This window comes from Brevundimonas sp. UBA5936, from assembly GCA_002430835.1.
Classification (GTDB): domain Bacteria; phylum Pseudomonadota; class Alphaproteobacteria; order Caulobacterales; family Caulobacteraceae; genus Brevundimonas.
In genome coordinates this window covers 21,455-45,029 of the sequence record DJDA01000074.1, presented here as the reverse complement: position 1 = coordinate 45,029, position 23,575 = coordinate 21,455, and the positions used below count along the sequence as shown (strand labels likewise).

The 23,575-nt window shown below is 65.1% G+C and carries 22 protein-coding genes; 11 read left to right on the top strand and 11 right to left on the bottom strand.

From position 1 onward, the window contains the following. Positions 1-541: 541 nt before the first annotated feature. The 5 genes from B2Y21_RS07235 (at position 542) to B2Y21_RS07215 (ending at position 8,298) form a co-directional block, all read left to right on the top strand. On the top strand, positions 542-1,726 hold the full coding sequence (locus tag B2Y21_RS07235; RefSeq protein WP_292058434.1) for an MFS transporter: 1,185 nt from the start codon (positions 542-544) through the stop codon (positions 1,724-1,726). Continuing rightward, positions 1,723-2,136 carry a DoxX family protein gene (locus B2Y21_RS07230; protein WP_292058432.1) on the top strand — a complete coding sequence of 138 codons (414 nt, stop codon included), beginning with the start codon at positions 1,723-1,725 and terminating at the stop codon, positions 2,134-2,136. The genes B2Y21_RS07235 and B2Y21_RS07230 overlap by 4 nt, the downstream gene beginning before the upstream one ends. A gap of 238 nt (positions 2,137-2,374) precedes the next feature. Further along, positions 2,375-3,556, top strand: coding sequence for an efflux RND transporter periplasmic adaptor subunit (locus B2Y21_RS07225; protein ID WP_292058431.1), 1,182 nt, complete (start codon positions 2,375-2,377; stop codon positions 3,554-3,556). Further along, entirely contained in the window at positions 3,553-6,726 is a 3,174-nt protein-coding gene (locus B2Y21_RS07220; protein ID WP_292058429.1) for an efflux RND transporter permease subunit, read from the top strand. The genes B2Y21_RS07225 and B2Y21_RS07220 overlap by 4 nt, the downstream gene beginning before the upstream one ends. A gap of 141 nt (positions 6,727-6,867) precedes the next feature. Beyond that, on the top strand, positions 6,868-8,298 hold the full coding sequence (locus tag B2Y21_RS07215; RefSeq protein WP_292058427.1) for an efflux transporter outer membrane subunit: 1,431 nt from the start codon (positions 6,868-6,870) through the stop codon (positions 8,296-8,298). Positions 8,299-8,361: 63 nt separating this feature from the next. Here the strand turns inward: B2Y21_RS07215 and copM are convergent, their stop codons facing one another. From copM to B2Y21_RS07200, 3 genes are all read right to left on the bottom strand, one after another. Continuing rightward, a complete protein-coding gene (gene copM / locus B2Y21_RS07210; protein WP_292058426.1) occupies positions 8,362-8,661 on the bottom strand; it encodes a CopM family metallochaperone in 300 nt (99 codons plus the stop codon). Between the two features lie 67 nt (positions 8,662-8,728). After that, positions 8,729-9,172 (bottom strand): Cu(I)-responsive transcriptional regulator, encoded by a 444-nt coding sequence (gene cueR / locus B2Y21_RS07205; protein WP_125901877.1) that lies wholly within the window; start codon positions 9,170-9,172, stop codon positions 8,729-8,731. 55 nt (positions 9,173-9,227) lie between these two features. Next, positions 9,228-11,717 carry a heavy metal translocating P-type ATPase gene (locus B2Y21_RS07200; protein WP_292058422.1) on the bottom strand — a complete coding sequence of 830 codons (2,490 nt, stop codon included), beginning with the start codon at positions 11,715-11,717 and terminating at the stop codon, positions 9,228-9,230. A gap of 159 nt (positions 11,718-11,876) precedes the next feature. Between B2Y21_RS07200 and B2Y21_RS07195 the strand changes: the two genes are divergently transcribed. Further along, a complete protein-coding gene (locus tag B2Y21_RS07195) occupies positions 11,877-12,071 on the top strand; it encodes a heavy-metal-associated domain-containing protein (RefSeq protein ID WP_292058419.1) in 195 nt (64 codons plus the stop codon). A 94-nt stretch (positions 12,072-12,165) separates the two neighbouring features. On the opposite strand, the gene B2Y21_RS07190 is transcribed toward B2Y21_RS07195, so the two are convergent. From B2Y21_RS07190 to B2Y21_RS07170, 5 genes are all read right to left on the bottom strand, one after another. Further along, entirely contained in the window at positions 12,166-13,173 is a 1,008-nt protein-coding gene (locus B2Y21_RS07190) for a 2Fe-2S iron-sulfur cluster-binding protein (RefSeq protein WP_292058416.1), read from the bottom strand. A gap of 5 nt (positions 13,174-13,178) precedes the next feature. Next, positions 13,179-13,508: a glutaredoxin family protein gene (locus tag B2Y21_RS07185; RefSeq protein ID WP_292058412.1), complete on the bottom strand. Its 330-nt coding sequence runs from the start codon at positions 13,506-13,508 to the stop codon at positions 13,179-13,181. A 51-nt stretch (positions 13,509-13,559) separates the two neighbouring features. Beyond that, a complete protein-coding gene (locus B2Y21_RS07180; RefSeq protein ID WP_409410745.1) occupies positions 13,560-14,093 on the bottom strand; it encodes a methylated-DNA--[protein]-cysteine S-methyltransferase in 534 nt (177 codons plus the stop codon). A gap of 103 nt (positions 14,094-14,196) precedes the next feature. Beyond that, positions 14,197-15,243, bottom strand: coding sequence for an LLM class oxidoreductase (locus B2Y21_RS07175; protein ID WP_292058391.1), 1,047 nt, complete (start codon positions 15,241-15,243; stop codon positions 14,197-14,199). 26 nt (positions 15,244-15,269) lie between these two features. After that, a complete protein-coding gene (locus B2Y21_RS07170) occupies positions 15,270-15,893 on the bottom strand; it encodes a glutathione S-transferase family protein (RefSeq protein ID WP_292058388.1) in 624 nt (207 codons plus the stop codon). A gap of 162 nt (positions 15,894-16,055) precedes the next feature. On the opposite strand from B2Y21_RS07170, the gene B2Y21_RS07165 reads away from it, so the two are divergent. After that, positions 16,056-17,018 carry a LysR substrate-binding domain-containing protein gene (locus tag B2Y21_RS07165; RefSeq protein WP_292058386.1) on the top strand — a complete coding sequence of 321 codons (963 nt, stop codon included), beginning with the start codon at positions 16,056-16,058 and terminating at the stop codon, positions 17,016-17,018. Positions 17,019-17,037: 19 nt separating this feature from the next. Here the strand turns inward: B2Y21_RS07165 and B2Y21_RS07160 are convergent, their stop codons facing one another. After that, on the bottom strand, positions 17,038-17,232 hold the full coding sequence (locus tag B2Y21_RS07160) for a hypothetical protein (RefSeq protein WP_292058384.1): 195 nt from the start codon (positions 17,230-17,232) through the stop codon (positions 17,038-17,040). Here B2Y21_RS07160 and B2Y21_RS07155 point away from each other — a divergent pair. Beyond that, the gene (locus B2Y21_RS07155; RefSeq protein ID WP_292058383.1) at positions 17,225-17,995 is read left to right on the top strand and encodes a substrate binding domain-containing protein; all 771 of its coding nucleotides are present in this window, start codon (positions 17,225-17,227) and stop codon (positions 17,993-17,995) included. The genes B2Y21_RS07160 and B2Y21_RS07155 overlap by 8 nt on opposite strands. A gap of 28 nt (positions 17,996-18,023) precedes the next feature. On the opposite strand, the gene B2Y21_RS07150 is transcribed toward B2Y21_RS07155, so the two are convergent. Continuing rightward, positions 18,024-19,652: a class I adenylate-forming enzyme family protein gene (locus B2Y21_RS07150; protein ID WP_292058381.1), complete on the bottom strand. Its 1,629-nt coding sequence runs from the start codon at positions 19,650-19,652 to the stop codon at positions 18,024-18,026. Beyond that, positions 19,649-20,299: a TetR/AcrR family transcriptional regulator gene (locus tag B2Y21_RS07145; RefSeq protein ID WP_292058380.1), complete on the bottom strand. Its 651-nt coding sequence runs from the start codon at positions 20,297-20,299 to the stop codon at positions 19,649-19,651. Before B2Y21_RS07145 ends, B2Y21_RS07150 begins: the two co-directional genes overlap by 4 nt. An 80-nt stretch (positions 20,300-20,379) precedes the next feature. Between B2Y21_RS07145 and B2Y21_RS07140 the strand changes: the two genes are divergently transcribed. Genes B2Y21_RS07140 through B2Y21_RS07130 form a run of 3 tightly spaced genes read left to right on the top strand, consistent with a single transcriptional unit; the run spans position 20,380 to position 23,571 of the window. Next, positions 20,380-21,288, top strand: coding sequence for a crotonase/enoyl-CoA hydratase family protein (locus tag B2Y21_RS07140; protein ID WP_292058378.1), 909 nt, complete (start codon positions 20,380-20,382; stop codon positions 21,286-21,288). A 13-nt stretch (positions 21,289-21,301) separates the two neighbouring features. After that, complete coding sequence (locus tag B2Y21_RS07135; protein WP_292058375.1) at positions 21,302-22,552, top strand: acyl-CoA dehydrogenase family protein; 1,251 nt, start codon at positions 21,302-21,304, stop codon at positions 22,550-22,552. After that, positions 22,549-23,571 carry a phosphotransferase family protein gene (locus B2Y21_RS07130; protein WP_292058373.1) on the top strand — a complete coding sequence of 341 codons (1,023 nt, stop codon included), beginning with the start codon at positions 22,549-22,551 and terminating at the stop codon, positions 23,569-23,571. The genes B2Y21_RS07135 and B2Y21_RS07130 overlap by 4 nt, the downstream gene beginning before the upstream one ends. Positions 23,572-23,575 lie beyond the last annotated feature (4 nt).

Sequence of the window (23,575 nt, the reverse complement as noted above, 5' to 3'; positions counted from 1 at the left end):
AAATCCTACTCCCGCACCCAAGCTTACAAAGCCCCGACGGCCAACGCCCCGGGGCTTTCTGCTGTCTGGGCCTACACCGTGCACACCAGGCTCCCGAAGCGGGCCCGCTCCAATGCTCCGCCTCAAATGAAACGTCTGCGGCGCCCCTGGAGCCGTAATGCCGAAATCGGATGCCGAAGCAGTAATCTTCGAATAGCATCCGGATCAGCAGTTCCGGATCAATCGAAGGTCGGCCGATGGCGCTGTAGAACGGCGCCGAGTGCCTCCACAGTCCGTCGAGCTCCACGAACCGGTCATCGCACGCAGCAGGTGCCCCAGCCCCGCCGCCAGCGGCCGCAAGGGCTCTGGGAGGTTGACCGTCCCAGCGTTGAAAGCTCCATGACCTTGCGGAGGTTATTCACGGAGCTGGTCCGATGGCGTCCGCTACTTTCTTTCAAACCACGATCGCGCAGACTTGGTCGCCCGACGCCGCTGAGGCCGAGCTGTGAAGGCCGACGGGGGCGAGCGGTTAGCTAGCGGGGGGCGTCGCCAGACGTTGCTGTTGGCTGCGGCCCAGGCGCTCTATCTATCGTCAGTCTCTGTTGTCTTCACCTTCTCCGGTCTGGCGGGAGCCGAACTGGCGCCGACGCCGGGGCTCGCCACCTTGCCGTTGGCCTTGATCACGGTCGTGACGGCCGCCGCCGCCATTCCGACATCGCTGCTGATGGCCAGGGTCGGGCGCCGGCTTGGCTTTCAGGTCGGGGCGCTGATCGGAGCGACAGGATCAGGCGTGGCGGCCTGGGGCATGGCCGCGGGCGATTTCGCTCTGTTTTGTCTCGGCAATGCGCTGATGGGCGTTTTTCAAGCCTCGGCCATGTACTATCGCTTCGCCGCCGCCGATATGGTGGGGGCGGCTTTTCGTGCGAAGGCGGTGGCATGGGTGCTGGCAGGCGGCGTTGCGGCCGCGCTGGCCGGGCCCGAGATCGCTGCACGCACGCGTCACCTCGTGTCGGGGGCGGAGTATGCGGGGGCCTATGCCGCGTCAGCCTTGATCGCGTTGATTTCAATCGCATTGCTGGGGCTTTTGCGAGCTCCGCCGTCCGCAACGGAGAACGAGAAAAAGGGGCCTGCTCGAACCTTGGCGGCGATCATGCGTCAGCCGGTGTTCCTGATCGCGGTTCTGAACGCCGCAGCGGCCTATGTCGTGATGAGCTTTGTCATGACCGCCTCCCCGCTTGCGGTGGTGGCGGCGGGACATGGGGTGGACGCGGCGGCCGAGGTCACACGCTGGCATCTCATAGGCATGTTCGCGCCGTCCTTCATCACGGGAGGGCTGGCGACGCGTTACGGCGTGAGACGGATTCTGATGGCGGGACTCGTATTGTCGGCGATCAGTCTTGGCATCGCCCTGAGCGGACCGGGACTGCTGCTGTTCAAGGCCACCTTGCTGCTTCTGGGAGCCGGGTGGAATTTCCTCTACATCGGCGGCACCACCCTGTTGACGGAAGCCTATGCGCCGGCCGAGCGCGCCAAGACTCAGGCGGCTAATGAATTCATGGTCTTCGGCGCGACGGCGCTGGCGACCCTGGCCGCAGGGGCGGTGCAGGTCGGGCACGGTTGGGCGGTGGTCAATGTCGCCGCCGCGCCGATCTTGGCGGTTGCGGGGCTGGGGACGGCCTGGTTCGCATGGCGCCGACGAAAGACAAGCGCAGCCCTTGACGGCGTTCGGGCGCCGACACGGTCATGAAGGGCCTGCACGCAAGCTATCGACATATGGCGCTTTGGACGCTCCAGGGTTGGCTGGCGATGTTCTTCATCGCGGCGGGCTACGCCAAGCTCAGCCAGCCTATGGATATGCTGATCATTCTCTTGTCCTGGCCGGTCCACTTCGCGCCCCAGGCGGTGCGCCTGCTCGGCGTGGTGGAGGTGGTCTTGGCGGCGGCGGTCCTGTCGCCCCTGATCTCCTGGGCGTTCGGGCGTCCGTTGCTGGTTTTGGCGACGATGGCGATGCTGACGCTCGAGGCGATGATGTTCATCATTCACGCCATGAGTTTCGAGTGGAGCCATGCGTTGGTCAATCTGGCGCTGGGGCTCATGACCGCCATCGTCTTTGCTCAGCGCTCGCGTGAAAGGTCCGCCGGAGGGAAGCCGATCTAAGCCCGGGCAGACGAGGTGAGCGGGGGACGTTTCTTCAAAGCCGACGAGGCGCGCGACGGCGTGCCTCGTCGGTTTCGCCATGCGTCTGACACCGCCTGCAGACCTCTCTCGACGCCGCTTGAAACAGGCGTCCGAACGGCTTGACCTTACAAGGCTTGTAGCAAGCACCACCCGTTGATCGGCAGGCGACCGCCTCCGGCATGGGGCCGGTTAGCGGCCCTCCTCGGGATAGGAATTCATGCGAATATCCAAGAAGGCGGCGGTGGTCGTCACAGGCGGCCTGTTGGCTGGCGGCGGCCTGATCTACGCGGTGCAGCAGGTTCCAGCGGAAAGCGCGGTCGCCGCTTCTGCTGCGCCGGCGGCGCCTGTGGCCCAGGCCTTGGGCCGAGAGATCGCGCCGACGGTGGAGTTCACCGGCTATCTGGCGGCCCCTGAAACGGTCGAACTGCGTCCCAAGGCGGGCGGCACCATCCAAAGCGTGAGCGTCCCCGAAGGGGGGCTCGTGCGGCAGGGGCAGCTGTTGTTCCAACTTGACCCACGACCGCTTCAGGTTCTGCTGGATGCCGCAGAGGCTCAGGCGCGTCAGGCTGAGGTCCAACTGACGCAGGCGGAGGCGGATCTGGCGCGCGCCGAGCGTTTGGCGCCCAACGGGGCCATTTCCGCGCGTGCGCTTGAGACCGCTCAGTCCGCTCACCGTGAGCGACAGGCGCAGGTTCAGGCCGCCCATGCGGCGTCTGCGGCGGCGCGATTGAACCTGTCCTATGCGCGCGTGACGGCGCCCATCAGCGGGCGTGTGGATCGCATCGCCGTCACCAGGGGCAATGTGATCGCTGCGGGCGTGACGGTGTTGACGACTATCGTCTCCATCGATCCGCTTCAGGTCTATTTCGACATCGATGAGGCGGCCTATCTGGACTTCATCGCCAGGGCCCGCCCGGACGGAAATGGCCGCCCGGCGAACAGACTGCCCGTACGCATCGGTCTGATGAATGAAGAAGGCCATCCCCACGAAGGCGAGCTGGATTTCATCGGGGCTCAGGTGAATCGCGGCACCGGCACGGTGCGCGCTCGCGCCGTGATCGCCAACCCCGGCGGCCTGTTGGCGCCGGGTCTGTTCGCGCGCGTTCGGCTGGACACCGCGGCTCCACGCCAGGCTGTTCTCATTGATGATCAGGCGGTCGGCACGGACCAGGGACAGACCTATGTCCTGACGCTGGGGGCGGGCAACAAGGTCGAGTACCGTCCGGTCAAGCTCGGCGGAATGGCTGATGGCCTCCGTGTGGTCGAAAGCGGCCTGAAGGCGGGTGAGGTCATCATCCTGAAAGGCCTTGTGCGGCCGGGCATGCAGGTCACGCCCCAGCACACGACGATGCAGCCCCAACCGCAGCAGGCGCCCGCGGCCGCGGAGGCCGGGCGATGACCTTCCCCCGCTTCTTCATTGATCGCCCGATCTTTGCGGTCGTGTTGTCGGTCCTGATGCTGATTGCGGGCGGACTGGCGTTCCTGCGCCTGCCCCTAAGCGAGTATCCGGCCGTGACGCCGCCCATGATCCAGGTGACGGCCGCCTATCCAGGGGCCAGCCCCGATGTCGTCGCCGAGACGGTGGCGGCGCCTTTGGAGCAGGCCATCAACGGCGTCGAGAACATGCTCTACATGAGCTCGCAAGCGTCGAGCGACGGCCGGATGTCGATCAGCATCTCCTTTAAGCAGGGGACGGATCCGGACCTGGCGCAGATTCAGGTGCAGAACCGCGTAGCGCGAGCGTTGCCCAGACTGCCGCCCGAAGTGCAGCAGATGGGCGTGATCACCGACAAGACGTCGCCTGACGTGCTGATGGTGGTCCATATGCGCGCGACTGATGCGCGCTATTCCCCGCTTCATGTGTCGAACTATGCGGCGCTCAATGTTCGCGATGAACTGGCGCGGCTGCCGGGCGTGGCCAATGTTCTTATCAGCGGGGAAGGCGAATACGCCATGCGAGTGTGGCTGGAGCCGGCCAAACTCGCCGCATTGGACCTTACCGCCAGCGACGTCGTCGCCGCGATCCGCGAGCAGAACGTCCAGGTCGCTTCCGGCTCGGTGGGGCAACAGCCGGACGCTCGGTCGGCCTATCAGATTTCAGTCAATGCGCTGGGGCGACTGACGACGGTCGAACAGTTCGGCGACATCGTCGTCAAGGCCGGCCTCGAGGGGCAGGTCGTCAAGTTGAAGGATGTGGCGCGCATCGAACTGGGGGCTGACGCCTACACCATGCGCAGCTTCCTGAACGGGCGACCGGCGGTGGCCATGCAGATTCTGCAGAGCCCCGGCGCCAACGCCCTCGACGGCTCCAAGGCCGTCCGTGCGACCATGGAGCGGCTCAAGGCCGACTTCCCTGAAGGCCTGACGTACGAGATCGCCTACGATCCTACGATCTTCGTACGCGCTTCATTGAAGTCCGTGGCCGTGACCTTGCTTGAGGCCACTCTGCTGGTCGTCTTGGTGGTGGTGCTTTTCCTGCAGAGCTGGCGCGCGTCCATCATTCCTCTGGTGGCTGTGCCGATCTCCTTGGTGGGAACGCTGGCCGTTATGCATCTTTTCGGCTTCTCGCTGAACACCCTCTCCCTATTCGGCCTCGTGCTGTCGATCGGCATTGTCGTCGACGACGCCATCGTGGTGGTGGAGAACGTCGAGCGTCACCTTGGTCTGGGCAAGTCGCCCAAGACGGCTGCGCGCGCGGCGATGGACGAGGTGACGGGGCCGATCCTGGCGATCACCGCCGTGTTGTCGGCGGTTTTCGTGCCCTCGGCCTTCTTGTCAGGCCTTCAGGGCGAGTTCTATCGCCAGTTCGCTCTGACGATCGCCATTTCCACGATCCTGTCGGCGATTAACTCTCTGACGCTGTCGCCGGCGCTGGCGGCTGTTTTGCTGCGTCCTCATCATGGCGAGACGCGGCGCGACTGGCTGACGCGGTTGATCGACCGCGTCTTTGGTCGTTTCTTCTTGCACTTCAATCGGTTTTTCGACCGCTCATCGGAGCGTTATGTGGGCTCCGTGCGTCGGGCGATCCGCTTCAGCAGCGTGGTGGGCCTGCTCTACCTTGGCTTCCTCGGCCTGACCTGGCTGGGCTTCCATCAGACCCCTGCGGGTTTCATGCCGATGCAGGACAAATACTACCTGGTGGGCGTCGCCCAATTGCCGACCGGCGCCTCGCTCGATCGCACGGAGAGCGTGGTCAAGCAGATGTCGGATATCGCCATGGCGGAGCCCGGCGTCGAAAGCGTGGTGGCCTTCCCCGGCCTGTCGCCCAACGGCGGGGTCAATCTGCCCAATGCCGCATTGATGTTCATCATGCTGGATGACTTTGGCGAGCGGACGTCGGCCGACCTCTCGGCGAACGCCATCGCTGATCGGCTGATGGGGCGGTTCAGCCAGATTCCAGACGGTTTCGTCGGCGTGTTTCCACCGCCGCCGGTGCCGGGTCTGGGCGCCTTTGGCGGCTTCAAGCTGCAGATCGAGGATCGCGCGGGCTTGGGTTATGAGGCCCTCGCCCAGGTACAGGCGCAGGTCATGGCCAAGGCGATGCAGGCGCCGGAGTTGGTCGGCATGCTGGCCAGCTTCCAGAATAACGCCCCGCAAGTTCAGGTTGATGTCGATCGCGTAAAGGCGAAGGCCCACGGCGTGGCGCTGTCCGCTGTCTTTGAAGCGATGCAGATCAATCTGGGCTCGATGTATGTGAATGATTTCAATCGATTTGGGCGGACCTATCGGGTCATGGTCCAGGCGGATGCGCCGTTCCGCCAACAGGTCGAAGACATCGGTCAGTTGAAAGTGCGCAACGCCGCTGGAGAGATGATTCCGCTTTCCGCCCTGGTCAATGTGACGCGCACTTCAGGCCCTGATCGGGTGATGCACTACAACGGCTATCCCTCGGCGGACATCAGCGGCGGTCCGGCGTCGGGATACTCGTCCGGCCAGGCTACTGCGGCTATCGAACGGATCCTGGAGGAGACCCTGCCGCCGGGCATGATCTATGAGTGGACAGACCTGACGTTCCAGGAGAAGCAGGGCGGGAATACAGCGCTGCTCGTCTTCCCCTTGGCGGTCCTGCTGGCCTTCCTCATTCTGGCCGCTCAATACAATAGCTGGTCCTTGCCTTTTGCGGTCTTGCTGATCGCGCCGCTGGCCCTGCTCTCCGCGATCGTAGGGGTCTGGGTTTCCGGCGGCGACAACAACATCTTCACTCAGATCGGCTTTGTCGTCCTGGTCGGTCTGGCGGCCAAGAATGCGATCCTGATCGTGGAGTTCGCACGCGCCAGGGAAGAAGACGGCGTCGATCCGCTCAACGCCGTGCTGGAAGCGGCGCGCCTTCGTCTACGGCCCATCCTGATGACGTCGCTCGCCTTCATCGCGGGGGTCGTTCCCCTGGTGTTGGCGTCCGGCGCCGGGGCCGAGATGCGCCAGGCCATGGGCGTCGCTGTCTTTGCAGGCATGATCGGGGTGACGTTGTTCGGCCTGATCCTGACACCTGTTTTCTACGTCGCCGTTCGCCGTTTCGCCCTGAGAGGCAAGCCAAGGCCGAAGGCGACGGCGCCGACGATCTCGGACTGAGATTCGTCCCTTCCTACGCCCCATCCGTCGCCGAGTTCACGGCGGATGGGGCGATCCCAGCCTTATTTTCAGAGGATCGCCATGTTTGCTGTTCTTCCGTCCGCTCCGCTGCGAAGCCGAGCACGCTTTCGTACCCCGAGGTTGTTTCATGGCGCCGCCCTGGCGGGTATCGCCCTCCTCGGGGGATGCGCCTTTTCGCCCGCCTATCAGCGTCCCGCCCCGCCTGTTGAAAGCGCCTTTCCAACCGAAGGCGTCTACGCCCAGGCCCAGCCGGCGTCTTCTGGCGCAACCGTGGCGGACATCGGTTGGCGAGAGTTCTTTCGGGATCCGATCCTGCATGACCTGATCGAGGATGCGCTCCAGAACAATCGAGACATACGTATCGCCGCGCTGAACGTAGAGGCGGCGCGCGCGACCTATCGCATTCAACGCGCCGAGTTGGCGCCGCAACTGGACGGCGTCGCGTCGTCCGCCTCTCAACGCACGCCGGGGCCTTTGACTGCGTCCGGAACGTCAGAAATTGCGCGCGCTCACCAGATGTCGGCGACGGTTTCCGCTTGGGAGCTTGATCTATGGGGCCGGATCCGCAGCCTGAATGATCAGGCCCTCGCGTCTTATCTGGCGCAGGAAGAAACGCGCACCTCGGCTGAGCTTGCCCTCATCGCCGAGACGGCCAACGCCTATCTGACCTTCCGCGCCGATCAGGCCTTGTTGAGATTGGCGGACGAAACAGTCGAGACCCGGCGAAAGTCCCACGCCCTCATGAGCGAACGTGTCGCCGCCGGCGAGGCCAGCCTGATCGAGGTGCGCCAGGCCGAGGCCGAGTTGCGCGGGGCGGAAGCGGAGCGTGAAGCTTATGCGCGGCAGGTCGCGCGCGATCGGAACGCCCTTGCGCTGTTGGCCGGCGGTCCGCTTACGCCGGAGCAGAATGCGGCGCTCGATCTGGACGCAGGGGTCTCGGATGACTGGGCCATCGCCGACTTGCCGCCGGGGTTGCCGTCGGAGTTGCTGCTGCGACGTCCGGACGTGCGCGCGGCGGAGCAGGCGCTGATGGCGGCGAACGCCCACATCGGAGCGGCGAGGGCGGCCTTCTTCCCTACGGTCAGCCTGACAGGGTCGATAGGCACGGCCAGCAATGATCTCGATGATCTCTTTTCGTCAGGCGCGCGGGCTTGGAGCTTCACGCCTCAGATCACGGCGCCTATTTTCCGCGGCGGGGCTCTCCGAGCCAATCTCGAACGCGCGCGTCTGATGGAGCAGATAGAGGTCGCCCGCTATGAGCGGACGATCCAGGCGGCGTTCCGCGATGTCGCGGACGGTCTCGCGGGACAGGCGACCCTGAACGACCAGATCCGCGCGGAGGGGCTGCGCGTCGCGGCCAGCGAAACGGCCTATCGCATGGCCGAGCAGCGCTATCGTGAGGGCGAGGACAGCTATCTCTTCGTTCTTGAAACCCAAAGAACGCTCTATGGCGCGCAGCAGGCCCTGATCCGTGCGCGCCTGACGCGGCAGAGCAATCTGACGAACCTGTACAAGGCGCTGGGCGGAGGCTGGGTCGAACACGCCGCATGAATGAAGGAGGCGCGCCGTAGTGCGGCGCGCCTCCCGGCCGACTGGATGGCGAAGGCTGCGCAGCTAGGCTCCGCGCTTGACCAGCCAGGCCTTCATCATCGCGATCTCAGACTCCTGGGCGGAGATTACAGCGCGGGCCAGCGCGTTCACCTCGGGATCGGAGCCATGCTCGAGAACCACCTTGGCCATGTCGATGGCGCCCTGGTGGTGGGGGATCATGCCGCGCATGAAGTCCGTGTCTGCGTCGCCGGTGAACATGATCGTCATGTCGGTGTGCATTCGGCTGTTCGCCGCCAGATAGGCGGCGATCACCGGGTCGTTCTGGGCGGCGCTCTGTCCTGGCGCGTGGTCGGAATGGTCCATGACATAATCTCCTGCTGAGGATCGAGCAGGCCAGGAAGCCGCTTCCAACGCTTGTCAGGTCAAGCGTCTAGGGACGCGCCACGGCGCCGCGGCGGGGCAGTATGGAACGATCCTCGCCCGCTTTGCCCTTCTCGAGGCTTTGCAGGATAGGGCAGTGCGGCCGGTGGTCGCCATGACAGGCATTGACCAGCATGGTGAGAGAATGGGCCATCTCCTTCAGGTCTTTGATTTTCTTCTGAAGACCGTTGATGTGACCTTGAGCCATCTGTTTGACCTCGGCGCTCTGCCGGCTCTCGTTGCGCCAGAGACTCAGCAGGTCGCCGATCTCGGCGACCGAGAAGCCCAGGTCGCGGGCGCGTCGGATGAAGCGCAGCATATGCACGTCATCGTCCGAATAGTCGCGATAGCCAGACGGTCTTCGATCAACGGCGGGGATGAGGCCGATTTGCTCATAGTAGCGGATCATCTTGGCCGACACGCCGGATTCTCTCGAAGTCTTGCCAATGTTCATGGATTTCCTCCCAGGAAGGTAGGCGGCCGACGTGGCGTCGGCCGCCGTGGTGTTGTCAGTGAGGGGCCTTGAACGCGCGCAGCCGCAGCGCATTACCCAGGACGAAGACGCTCGAAAGGGCCATGGCGCCTGCGGCGAACACGGGCGAGAGCAACACGCCGTAGGCTGGGTAGAGCAGACCCGCCGCGACCGGGATCAAGGCTGTGTTGTAGGCGAAGGCCCAGAACAGATTCTGCCGGATGTTGCCGATCGTCGCCTTGGACAGGGCGATGGCGTTTGGCACGCCCTGGAGACTGCCGGACATGAGGACCACGTCGGCCGCTTCGATGGCGATGTCGGTGCCGGTACCGATGGCGAGGCCCACATCGGCCTCGGCCAGGGCCGGGGCGTCGTTGATGCCGTCGCCGACGAAGGCGACCTTGCCGTGCTTGGATCGCAAGCGGCGGACCGCATCGACCTTGCCGTCCGGCAGAACCTCGGCCACCACCTCGTCAATGCCCAGGCGGGCGGCGATGGCTCCGGCCGTGCGGGCGTTATCGCCCGTGATCATCGCCACCTTGAGGCCAAGCGCGTGCAGAGCCTTGATCGCGGCGGGCGTCGCCGACTTGATCGGATCCGCCACGGCGATGATGGCGGCCAGCCGTCCGTCGATCGCGGCGTAGAGGGGCGACTTGCCTTCATCTCCCAACCGTTCGGAGACGGCGGCAAAGGCCGTCACATCATGGCCCAGTTCGATCATGTAGCGGTCCGCGCCAATCTCCACGCGGACGCCTTCGGCCATGGCCTTAACGCCGAAACCTGTGACGGATTCGAAGTCCGTCACCATCGGCAGGGACAGGCCTTCAGCCTTGGCTGCTTCCACGATGGCGCTGGCGATCGGGTGTTCCGAACGCGTTTCGACGGCGGCGACGAGGCTCAGCACCTGAGCCCGATCGAAGCCGGAGGCGAGTTCCAGATCGGTCAACGACGGCTTGCCTTCGGTCAGGGTGCCGGTCTTGTCGAGGGCCACGACCTTGGCGTCTTTCAGGAGTTGCAGCGCCTCGCCCTTACGGAACAGGACGCCCAGTTCGGCGCCTCGGCCGGTGCCCACCATGATGGAGGTCGGCGTCGCCAGGCCCATGGCGCACGGGCAGGCGATGATCAGAACGGCGACGGCGTTGACCAGGGCGAAGGTCAGGGCGGGCGAGGGGCCGAACGAGAGCCAGGCGGCGAAAGTCAGCGCTGCGACGACGAAGACCGCCGGCACGAACCACATGGTGACCCGGTCAACTAGGGCCTGGATCGGCAGCTTGGAGCCCTGCGCTTCCTCGACCATGCGGATGATCTGCGACAGCACGGTGTCGCCGCCGACCGCTGTGGCGCGATAGGCGATGGCGCCCTTCTGGTTGACGGTGCCGCCGACGACCTCGCTGCCCGGCGACTTGGAGACCGGGATCGGTTCGCCGGTGATCATCGATTCATCAATGTAGCTGGAGCCTTCGATCACCTCGCCGTCGACGGGCAGACGCTCGCCGGGGCGAACCTCGATGACGTCGCCAGCGGCGACCGAGGCGATCGGCAGATCGACGGTCTCGCCATCGCGGCGGACGCGCGCGGTCTTGGCCTGAAGGCCGGCCAGGCGCTTGATCGCTTCCGACGTTCGGCCCTTGGCGCGCGCTTCAAGCAAGCGCCCCAACAGGATCAGGGTGACGATGACGGCGGCGGCCTCGAAATAGACGTTGACCGTTCCAGGGGGAAGGATGCGAGGCGCGAAGGTCGCGACCAGCGAATAGCCGTAGGCCGCCAGCGAGCCGACCGCCACCAGGGAGTTCATGTCCGGCGTCAAGCGCCAGAGCGCCGGAAGGCCCTTCTTGTAGAAACGTATGCCCGGAATGAAGAGGACAAGCGTCGTCAGGATGAACTGGATGTACCAGTTCATCTGCATCCCGATCGTGGATTCGATCAGCCCATGAACGCCGGGGATCAGGTGGGATCCCATCTCCAGCAGAAAGACCGGCAGGGTGAGCGCCGCAGCAATGGAGAAGTCCCGCGTCAGTTCACGGCGCTCGGCTTCCTTCTTTTCAGCCCGTTCGTCATTCTCGTCTGCGCCGCCGGAGGACGTTTCGATCAGCTTCGCCTCATAACCGGCGTCCTTGACGGCGGCGATCAGGGCGGAAGATTCGGCGCTCCCCTGGATCGAGGCGCGCTCGGTCGCCAGGTTGACGGCGGCTTTCGTCACGCCAGGAACGCCCGCCAAGGCGCGCTCGATGCGTCCCACGCAGGAGGCGCAGGTCATGCCTTCGATCGACAGCTCCGTGACGCCGGAGCTGCTGGTGGGAACGGTGTAGCCTGCGCTTTCGACGGCGGCGACCAACCGGCTGCGGTCGACAGGCGAGTTCGTCGTGATGCTGGCGCGTTCTGTCGCCAGATTGACCGAGACGGTCGTCACGCCGGGGACGGCCTGCAAGGCGCGCTCGATGCGTCCGACGCAGGAGGCGCAGGTCATGCCCTCGATCGGCAGGGTCGTCGCTCCCACGAGGTCTATTGTTCGAACAGGGGCGTTCATGGCCGCTTCCTTTCTCGTTTCGAGTTCAAGTTGCGGTCAGGCTGAGGCTTCCAGCCATAGGAAGGTCAATGTTGTTTTTCTCCGGCGGGGTCTGTTGACCCTGCCAGGGTTGGAGACCCCACTTCGGAGGACATGAGACCCAAACCAAGGAGGAATCTCATGGAACTCAAAATCGAGAGCATGACTTGCGGCGGTTGCGCCAAGTCGGTGACGCGGGCCATTCATTCGGTCGATCCGCAGGCCGATGTCGCGGCGGATTCGGTCGCTCGCACCGTCAAGATCCAGACGACGGCGGCGGTTGACGCCATCCAGAGCGTGCTTGAGGAGGCGGGCTATCCGGCGACCGTGATCTAGGTCGCCTCAAGTCATTCCGCGTAAACTGACATCGCCGGGCTGCCGCTTTTGCAGCCCGGCTTTTCGCATCAACGCGCGGGGTTTCAGCTCAGGCTCATTCGGCCACGGCTGATTGGCTTGGGGTGAAGAAGACATCGGCGTGCATGTCGTCGCGGTGCAGGCCGGCGGCGAAGGCGGCCGCCATCGCGGCGTCGACCATGGACGGCGGACCCGCGACATAGGCCGTCCATCCCTTGAGGTCGGACAGGTCTTGCGCCACCGCCTGGGTCACCAGGCCAGAGCGATAGGCCGCCGCTGGACTGTCGGACAGCACGGGCGTGAAGGCGAGGCTCGGACGGCTCCGTGCGAGAGTCTGGAAATGTTCGATCCGATAGAGGTCGCGCTCGGCGCGGGCGCCGAAGTAGACGTGAATCGGCTGCTTCATTCCCTGGGCGAGAGCCGTTTCCACGATCGACTGGATCGGCGCCAGGCCAGACCCGCCGGCGATGCACAGGATGGGCCCTGGATGGTGTTGGCGCAGGAAGGAGGAACCCAGCGGCAGGTCCAAACGGGCCTTGTCGCCGACCCTCAAGGCTTCGTGAATATGGCCTGAGGTCATGCCTCCCGGCACGCGCCGGATATGAAACTCCAAACTGTCCTGCCCTGGCGTATTGGCCATTGAGTAGTTGCGGCCGGGCGCGCCCTCGAAGCGGACGTGAGCGTATTGTCCGGCTTCGAAGAACAGCGGCCCTCTTGCGTCGAGCGAGATTCGAACCCGCTTGATGTCGTGGGTCAGGTCGTTCAGTTCGGTGACGGTTCCGCTTACGTCATACGCAGGCTCTACGGCGGCGGCGTCGCCCAGCCAGGCCACGGCCGCTTCGGTGCGGGGCAGGGTCCGGCAGGCCAGGATCAACCCGTCGGCTTTTTCGTCATCGGACAGGGCGAACCGGGTGTGAGGAAGCAATTCGACATCGCCTTCGATCAGCCGCGACTTGCAGGCGCCGCAGCGGCCCGACCGGCACCCGTGAGGGTAGGCGACGCCCGCAGCGATCGCAGCCTCGAGAAGGGTCTGACCTTCCGTGACCTCCACCGTCGTCCTGGCCTGGCGGATATGAACGCGCATGACGCTCATCCGTCCTGTCGGACTTGCGTGAGTCCGAGCGCCTGCATCAGGCCCGGCTTCTGGCTTTGGAACGTTCCGTAGAAGATCGCGTCGCCGACGATGCTGATCGGCGCCACCCGCACCCCGGTTCGCGCCTTGGCCTCATCGGCGATCCGCGGGTCGGTCAGATCGCGCTCTTCGTATTCGACGCCCTGTTCTGCAAGCCACCGTTTGAGGGCGTGGCAGTCCGGGCAGGTGGGGGTGGTGTAAATCAAAACGGGGGTGCTGGCGGTCATCATCAAGCCTTCGAGGTGTCGGTAGGTCCAGCGTGCGACTTCCAGCGCTGACAAGGTCAAGCCGCGAAGATCGTGGGGGACTTCAGGCTGAGGGCGGCGCGAATAATCGCATCAGTCAGCGTCATTATTCGTGTGGGCTGACTGAACCTTCAGTTCGGTTCTGTGGGCGTGTTCCAGCGCCAGAAGCGCACGTTTTCTGCGCAGGCCCCCGCTGTACCCCGTCATCTGTCCATTGACGGCAAGGACGCGATGGCAGGGGACGATGATCGACAGCGGGTTGAGCGCATTGGCTCGCCCGATGGCCCGTGCGGAGGTCGGCGGCTCCATGCGTCGAGCGAGTTCGCCATAGGATAGAACCGAGCCATAGTACGTTTCGCGTAAGCTCCGCCAGGCCCGCTGCAAGAAGGGGCTGCCCTGCGGAGCCAGTTCGAGATCGAAGCGACGCCGCCGCCCATCGAAATATTCCGTCAGTTGAAGCGCCACATGCGTGACCGCTTCGGGAGAGGCGTCGCCGGAAATGAGTCTATTGGCGTCCTCCCTGTAACTGTCGTCTTCGAAATCCAGACGAACGAGGGCGCCTGTCGAATCCACGATGGCGGACATTCGCCCAAGCGGGGTGTCGATCCAGCTCCACCGTGCGTTCATCTGACGACGCCGACGGTGAGGCCGGCAGGATTTGAAACGGGGCTTGTCGTGATGACACATAGATTCGCGGCTCGCACCGGCATGGCGGTGCTGGGATTGTTCGTCACCATGATGAAAAGCGAGGCGGCGGTGCGTCGTGAGACGGGAAGAGCGGCAGCACTTCCTCGGCCAACTCCTGGATGATTTCGGCCGGCGGTCGTGCGGCGTACTGCACGCCGAGCGCAGCGTGGTTGACGCCGGCGTCCCGCCACTCGCCCAGCAGGTCGATCAGGCCCTTTCGCCCTGTACGCAGGACAAAGCCGCCTTGCAGGGGCGTGCGCGGAAAGTCGGGATCCTCGACCAGATCAAGCCATTCGTTGGTCATGTGGGGCCGGAAGCTGCCGTCAGGAATCCCCATGCGCCAGGCCGCGATCTTTCCGGCCAATTGTCGTGGACCTTCCGGCGTATGGGTCGCCTGAGGATAGGTCAGCCAGCCGTCAGCATACTGGCTGATCCACGATAGCTCCTGGCGGCTGGATCCGGTGACTATCAAGGGAATGCGTTCGGCGGCGGGCTTGGGCAGGAGATCGGCGCCGCCGGCCATGACGCCTAGGGAGGATTGGATCGACGGGCGCGTTTCGGCGGTCAGCCGTCGAAAAACTGAAACGGTCTCGGCGAACCGTTCGCCCCGCGCGTCGCGATCCAGGCCGTAGGCGGGAAATTCGACCGGACGGTCGCCTGAGGCGATGCCCAGCACGAGGCGGCCGCCGGACAATTGGTCGATGGTTGCGGCGGCTTTGGCGAGGTCGATGGGGTGCCGCAAGCTGAAGACGGCGCTGCCTGTAGCCAGGGCGATCCGCTGCGTCTTGGCGGCCAGATAGGCCAGATAGGTGAAGGGGTCGAACACCTGTCCGGCGTCACCGAATCCAGGGTCGTATAGAGGCACGTCACGCACCCAGGCGGCGGCGAATCCGAGCCGGTCGATCTGGGAGACCAGGTCAGCCTGACCTTCGAGTACGCGCATGTCGCCCTGGTAGAAGCGCAACGGCAGGAAGACGCCGATCGTCAGCTGGTTCGATGCGAACATACGCCGATAGCCGGGATGGCCTGCGAAGGCGTCGATAGACGAGCCGAGGGGCGCAGGCATGTCGCCCGCGAGGTTGAAACTCATCAGAAGAAATCCTTGAGAGGGCGGGCTTAGGGGGCGGTGGCGATTTCAGGCAAGGCGACGCCGCGCTGAACGGCCGGTCGGGCGGCGACCTGCCGATGCCAGCGGGTCAGGTGCGCGTGATGAGAGAAGTCGATGTCGCTGACGCCGGCGATGTGCGTCCAGCCGAAGGTGGCGATGTCGGCGATCGAATACTCGCCGCCAGCCAGCCACTGGTGATCGGCCAGCCGGCCGTCAAGCGTCGCGAAAGCGGCCTCTGTGAGCTGTCGATAACGGGCGATCGCGGCGGGGATGGGCTCGGGTGCGAACATCTCGAAATGCACGCGCTGGCCTATGATGGGACTGGTGCTGGAGGCGTGGAAGATCAGCCATTGGATCGCTTCCCAGCGCGCCTTGAAATCCGTCGGCAGCAGTCGCCCGCTCTTCTCTGCGAGATAGAGGAGGATGGCGGCGGACTCGAACAGGACAACACCGGTCTCGTCGTCGGTGATGACGGGGATGCGCCCGTGGGGGTTGAGCGCAAGAAAGTCCGGTGTCCGGTGGTCGCCGTCATCGATCTTCACATGGTGAAGACGGTAGGGGAGGCCCAATTCCTCCAGAGCGATGGTGGCTTTGTAGCCGTTCGGCGAAGCTGTGGTGTAGAGGGCGATCATCGGGCTTGCCGCCCGTCATGCGATTGAGACATCCGATTCCTCACCTAAAAGACCGGAGCTTGACTAAACTCCTGATTGATCGTTTCAGGCGGGCATATTCTCGATTTGACCTAGCAGAAGGAAACGATGCCTTCTGCATTCAGAGTGTAGATTGTCTAAATTATGGGCCGTGTTCTCCCTCTCCTGGCCCTTCGGGCCTTTGTCGAAACGGGTCGTCAGGGAAGCCTCAAGGCTGCGGCCGAAGCGATGGGGGTGACCTCGGGCGCCATAAGTCAGCAGATCCGGTTGCTGGAGCAACGCGTCGGCACGGCGCTGTTTACGCGCACACGGTACGGCGTCCGCCTGACCGAGGCCGGGTTGCGAGTCCACCCGGAACTTGTCCGAGCCTTCGATCAGATCGAGCGCAGCCTGGACAATCTGGAAGCCGCCGCCGATCGCAAGACGGTGACGGTCAGCACCGTGCCTTCTTTCGCCGCCTCGTGGTTGGCTCCCCGATTGGGGCGATTCACTGATGCGCACCCGGATGTCGAGGTGCGCGTCGAAGCATCGGGCAAGCTGGTCGATCTGCGACGCGACCGGATCGACGTGGCGATACGTCATGGTCTGGGCGACTATCCAGGCTTTGAAATCCGCCACCTGATGACGCCGGTCTTTTTGCCGGTCGCCAGTCCGAATTTGTTGCAGGCGGGTCCACCGATCGAGGCGCCGGAGGATTGCCTGAACTATCCTCTGCTTCAGGATTCGGATCGTGCGGACTGGCGCCTTTGGCTGAAAGCCCATGACGTCGCAGACGACCCTCGAGCCGAAAGAGGCTCGTCGTTCGACGACGATTTCACGTTGATCCGGGCCGCCATTTCGGGACAGGGGCTGGCCCTGGTTCGCGACATCTACGCTGCCGAGGAGATTGCGTCCGGACGACTAGCCCTAGCCTTGGATTGCATCTGGCCGTCACGGTTCGCCTATTACAGCTTGACGCTGGGCGCAGGGCTTCGTCCCGAGGTGGAGGCCTTCGTCGCTTGGCTGGATGAGGAAGCGCGAGGAAGCCCCCTTCTGAAGGGGGGCTATGCTTTGAGATGCTGCAGCCTGTCCAGCGGAGCGGCCATAATGAGTTCTGAGCAAGGCTAAGGCCTGGCCCCCTTGGTTTTCATCGTTCCAGCAGATCTTTGATTGAGCGTTCAATGGCGGCTGTATCCGCCTCGTTGAGGCTTTTGCCGGCGACGTGGCCCCAGTCCGTTTCCAGCACGCGAAGCTCGGCGCCGGGAATGCGTCTGGCTTCTTCTGCAACGTCCGCGACCGGGAAGTAGAGATCGCTGGAGGCGGGCATGACGATGGTGGCCACCCGCCTGATACACCGCACCACGCGAAGCGTCGCCCTGACGGAAGAGGGGCGGCTCTTCTATGATCACGCCGTCAGGATTCTTTGCGAGGTCGAGGACGCCGAGGCGGCGCTGGCCCACCGACATCAAGCCCCCAAGGGCAGGTTGCGACTTGATGCGCCGATCGCTCTGGGGCGCAGTCACATCCTGCCGTCTCTCTATCGATTTCTGGCGAAATGGCCCGAACTCGAGGCCGATGTGACCCGGTCGGATGATTACCGGGATTTGGCGGCGGACGGCGTTGACCTGGCCATTCGTGTCGGCGGGCCGACGGACAGCGGCTTGATCCGGCGCGTGCTCGCCCCACACCACTTCATCACCTGCGCGGCGCCGGCCTATCTGGAGGCCAGGGGGCAGCCCGCCGCCATCGACGATCTTCAGCATCACGATAAGGTGGTCTTCACGGTCTGCGGCGGCGTTACGCCCTGGCGCTTCAAGGTGAATGGCGAGGATCGAGAGGTCTGCGTCAACGGATCCCTGCGGCTCAACAACAGCGAAGCCGTGCGCGACGCCGCCCTGGCCGGGCTGGGACTCGTACAATTGGGCGCCTTTCTGGTCAGCGAAGACATCCGCGAGGGACGTCTGAAGCCGATCCTGATAGACTACCGTCGTGAAGAAGCGCCGGTCAGCGCCGTCTATCCCACTCGTCGGCATCTCTCGCCCAAGGTGCGGATGTTCATCGACCACATCCGTGCCGAATGGTCGGCAAAGGCCCCTTGGACTTGAATGTAAATAGAGGCTGGCGATGCGCTACCTAGTCAATCCTGCGTAGACGCCCGGACAAGGCTCCGTCCTTGAGTGTGTACTTCTGGACCTTGCCGGACGGCGTCAGAGGCATGGCCTCGACGACGAACCAGTTCGAGGGGGTCTTCTGCGGCGAGAGCAGCTTGCGGCAGTGTGCTTTGAGATCGGCGGCATCGATTTGGGCCGTATCGGGGTGGAGGCGGATGGCGGCGGCGGCGATCTCGCCCCAATGATCGTCCGGCAGGCCGAAGACCGCCGCTTCGGCCACGGCCGGATGGCGCGTCAGGGCGGCCTCGATTTCGGCAGGATAGAGGTTCTCGCCTCCACGGATGATCATGTCGCTGAGCCGGCCGGTGATGCGGAGATAGCCGCGCGAATCCAGGTGGCCAATATCGCCGGTTCGCAACCAGCCGTCGGCCAGGATGGTGCGCGCCGTGGCGTCGTCCTGCCCCACATAGCCCAGCATCAGTTGATAGCCGCGCGCCTGAACCTCTCCGTCATGGCCGATGGGCGCTACGTCGCCGGTCTGGGGGTCGATGATCCGCACCTCGACCTGGGGCAGGGGACGGCCCGAGGTTTCGGTGCGATCCGCCGCACTGTCATCGGGGCTGCTGGCGGTCAGGCTGGGACTCAGCTCCGTTTGGCCGAACAGGCTGGTCAGGGGGCAGCCGAAGGCGGCTTCCACCCGTTCGTGAAGCTTGGGAGGAACCGGCGAGCCGCCCGAGACCATGACCCGCAGGGATGAGAGGTCGCTGCGGCCTTCGGGCAGAGCTTCGAGCAAGGCCACCAGCATGGTCGGAACGCCGCCGACGACCGTGGCGCGTTCGCGCTCTATTGCGGACAGCATCAGCCTGGGTTCGAACAGGCAGGGCAGGACCAGGGTCGACAGGCGGGTGGCGCATCCCAGGACGCAAAGGCCCGACCCGGCGGTATGAAAGAGCGGAAGCGGCGAGACCCATATCTCGTTGAGGTGCCCCGATCGGTCGACCAGGAAGGCGGCGTTGGTCACCATGCCGCGATGATGCAGCAAGGCCCCCTTGGGCAGGCCGGTGGTGCCGGAGGTGAATTGGATCTGGACCGGCGCGTCCGGCGCGACGGGAGGGAGGTCGCGCACGGGTTCGACGATCTTCAACCGATCCATGAAGCCGGTGAGGGAGATGCGTTCGCGCACCACGTCGTCCATGCGGCGGGCCGTCTGGGCCATGTCATAGCCGCGGAACTGATCGACGTGGATCAAACCCGAAGCGCGTGACTGCTTCAGCACATGACGCAGTTCGGCTTCCTTTAGCGCGGGATTGGCGGTGACGACGACCAGCCCGGCCAGGGCGGCGCCGTACTGGACCACGATCCATTCAGGTACGTTCGGCGCCCAGATACAGACGTGTTCGCCGGGCGCGAAACGCGCCAACAGCCAGTGGGCGCAGGCCTCTGCCTCATCGAGAAGCTGACGGTAGGTCCAGCGGCGGTCCGTTGATGCGGCGGCGGTGAGGGAAGGGGCGCCGTCCGGGGCGACTTCGACCAGCGCCTCGCGCTCGCCCGCCAGGACGGCGGCCCGGCGCAGGACGTCGCCGACCGTCATATCCCAGATCGGGCTGCTCTGATCCGCCGGCCAGTATGAGGTCTGAAGGCCTGTCGTCATGGTTTTCCTCCCAGCGGGTCTCGCGCCCGTTCAATGATCAGTCTGGCGGCGTCGACCCAGGCTGCGACCAACTCGTCGCTGCGGCGGCTGTCGTTCCTCAGCAGGTTGGACAGGGCCAGGCCGCGCACGAATTCGATGCTGAGGTCGACGACGCGGCGATAGCCGGGCTCGTGGCGCAGCGGCGCAAACAGTTCGTCCAGAACCCGCTCGCGCGCCTTCAGGGCGTCCTGTTCCGCCGCGCGCAGGGTGTCGCGCAATGTCGGGTCGGTTCGGGAAACGGCCCACAGCTCCATTTCCGCAACGTAGGAGGAGGTTGAGGCGGCGGCGACCAGGCTGCGGATCGCCTCGGTCAGGGGATCGCCTTCTGACGCGGTATGGGCCTGCTCGCGCCATACGGCTTCTTCGTTGCGGCGGATCAACTCGGTGACTGTCGCTGACAGCAGGTGAGCCCGTGTCGGGAAGTGATGCAGCAGGGCGCCCCGGCTGACATCGGCGCGCTGCTGGACCTCCAGGGTCGTGACGCCCGCCGCGCCTCGTTCGATCAGAAGCATGACCGCCACCTGCAGCAGGGCGGCGTGCGTGGCCTCCCTCTGCGCCTTGCGCGTCAGCTTCGGAGCGGCGTCGGAAGGGGCGGGCGTCTGGCTCATAAGTGGATGTTATTCACCGTCAGTGTTGACTGTCAACTTGATGCGACCCATTGTCCGCCTCGTCAACCGAGGAGCCTCGCATGCCTGTCTTCACCAGTTTGCAGATCGAACAGGATCCCCAGCAGCCGCGCATCGCCAGGCTGCTGCTGAACCGACCCGAGCGCTTCAATGCCATCACGGACGAGATGCCCGGCGAGATCCGCGCAGCGGTGGAGTGGGCCGAACGGAACGACGAAGTGCACGTCATCATCGTCGAGGGGGCCGGTCCTGGTTTCTGCGGGGGGTATGATCTGGCGGCCTCGGCGGAGAGCCAGATCGATCATCCATGCCAGCAGGAGCGTCATCCATGGGATCCCATGGACGACTATGCGCGGATGAAGCGGAACACCGAGGACTTCATGGCGCTGTGGCGCTGCGCCAAGCCGACGATCGCCAAGGTCCACGGCGCGGCCGTTGCGGGCGGCAGCGATATCGCCCTGTGCTGCGATCTGCTGGTCATGGCTGAGGACGCCCGCATCGGCTACATGCCGACGCGCGTTTGGGGGTGCCCGACGACGGCCATGTGGACCTATCGCCTGGGTCCGGCGCGCGCCAAGCAGTTGATGTTCACCGGCGATCTCATCACGGGCAAGACGGCGGGCGACTGGGGCCTGGCCAATATCGTGGCCGCGCCGGAAGACCTGGACGCCGCCGCGCTGCGCCTGGCCGAGCGGATCGCCGGGGTGCCGCGCTCGCACCTGGCCATGCACAAGATGGTGGTCAACCAGGTCATGCTGACCATGGGGCTGGAGCAGTCGCAGATGATGGCGACGGTGTTCGACGGCATTACGCGCCATAATCCGGAAGGTCTCTGGTTCCGCCGCCATGCCCAGACCGAAGGCTTCAAGTCGGCCATCGCCTGGCGCGACAGCGGGCGCCCGATCCCCGAGGGTGATGAGGCGCGGGAGTTAATTCGTCAGATGGACGAGACGCTGGGCCGTCGGTCCTGATCGGGAGCAAACGATGGATTTCACCCTGACGGAACGCGAACGGTCGTTCCAGGCGCGCGTCCGGGCCTTCATGGCCGAGAAGGTGCGCCCGCGCATCGCCGCCGTCCAAGCCGAGGTGGCCGAAGGCGACCGCTGGGCCGCGCCCCTGCCCTCGATCGAGGCGCTGAAGGGCGAGGCGCGCGCCGCCGGGTTGTGGAACCTGTTCATGCCGCCCGCGCCCGAAGGCATAGATGAGCCCGATGATTTCGAGTTCACGGGCGAGCGCCTGACCAACCTCGAATACGCCCTGTGCGCCGAAGAGATGGGCCGCATCGAATGGGCCAGCGAGGTGTTCAACTGCTCGGCGCCCGACACCGGCAACATGGAGGTGCTGCACCGCTACGGCACGCCCGCGCAGAAGGCGAAATGGCTGACGCCGCTGATGAACGGCGAGATCCGCTCGGCCTTCCTGATGACCGAACCGGCCGTCGCCTCGTCCGACGCCACCAACATCCAGACCGAGATCCGTCGCGACGGCGACCACTATGTCATCAACGGCCGCAAATGGTGGTCGTCCGGGGCGGGTGATCCGCGCTGTCGCATCGCCATCGTCATGGGCAAGACCGACCCGGACGCCAAGACCTATCGCCAGCAGTCGATGATCCTGGTCCCGATGGATGCGCCGGGCGTGAAGATCGAGCGGCCGCTGAGCGTCTATGGCTATGACCACGCCCCGCACGGCCACATGGAGGTCAGCCTGACCGACGTGCGCGTGCCGGTCGAGAACATCCTGTTGGGCGAGGGGCGCGGTTTCGAGATCGCGCAGGGGCGCCTCGGCCCGGGCCGCATCCACCACTGCATGCGCACCATCGGCGCGGCCGAAGAGGCGCTGGAGGCGATGGCGCGTCGGCTGATATCGCGCGTCGCCTTCGGCAAGCGGATCGGCGAGCATTCGGTCTGGGAAGAACGCGTCGCACGCGCCCGCATCGACATCGAGATGACGCGCCTGCTGTGCCTGAAGGCCGCCGACATGATGGACCGCGCGGGCAATAAGGCGGCCAAGGACGAGATCGCCATGATCAAGGTCCAGGCGCCGATGATGGCCCTGCGCATCATCGACGACGCCATTCAGGCCCACGGCGGCGGCGGCGTGTCCCAGGACTTCGAACTGGCGGCCGCCTGGGCGGGCATCCGCACCCTGCGCTTCGCCGACGGCCCGGACGAGGTCCACGCCCGCGCCATCGCCCGGTCCGAGTTCGCCCGCCACGCGGAGGCGGCCCGATGAGCGATCTGGACGTCGCGCGTCTGGGACAGTGGCTGGCGGGCGTCCTGCCCGCCGCGCCCGCCGACATCCGTCTGGAGAAGTTCCCCGGCGGCCAGTCGAACCCGACCTACCGGATGACCATCGACGGCCGGGACTATGTCCTGCGCCGTCGGCCCTTCGGCCCGCTGCTGCCTTCGGCCCATGCGGTCGAGCGAGAATACCGGCTGATCAGCGCCCTGCATCCGACCGGCTTTCCCGTGCCTGCGCCGCTGGCCGTGTGTCAGGACGACGCCGTCATCGGGTCGGCCTTCTATGTGATGGAGCTGGTCGAAGGCCGCACCTTCTGGAACGGCGCCCTGCCGGACCTGACGCCGGGTGAACGCCGCGCCGCCTATGAGGCCATGGTCGATACGCTGGCGCAGTTGCACAGCGTCGATCCGGTCGCCGTGGGGCTGGAGGACTTCGGCCGCCCCGGCAACTATTTCGAGCGTCAGGTCGCCCGCTGGACCAAACAGTATCGCGCCGCCCAGACCGACGACCTGCCCGAGGTCGAGCGCCTGGTCGACTTCCTGCCGCGCACCGCGCCGGAACAGACGCGCACCGCCATCATCCACGGCGACTATCGCATCGACAATCTGATCTATGCGCCGGACTCCATGACCGTCCGCGCCGTGCTGGACTGGGAGCTGGCGACGCTGGGCGATCCGCTGGCGGACTTCGCCTATATGGCCATGAACTGGATCCTGCCCGCCGACGGCCGCGCCGGTCTGAACGGTCTGGATCTTGAGGCCGCGGGCATTCCGTCGCTGGACGACATGGCCCGGCGGTATTGCGCCGCCACCGGCCGCGACGCCCTGCCGGACCTGCACTGGCACTTCGCCTTCAATCTGTTCCGCCTGATCGGCATCATTCAGGGCGTGAAGAAGCGGATGCTGTCGGGCAACGCCTCCAGCGCCAAGGCCGCCGACGCTGTGGCCATGCTCGAACCCCTGACCAAGGCCGCCTGGCGTGAAGCCCGCCTGGCCGGCGCCGAAGAATAAGGAC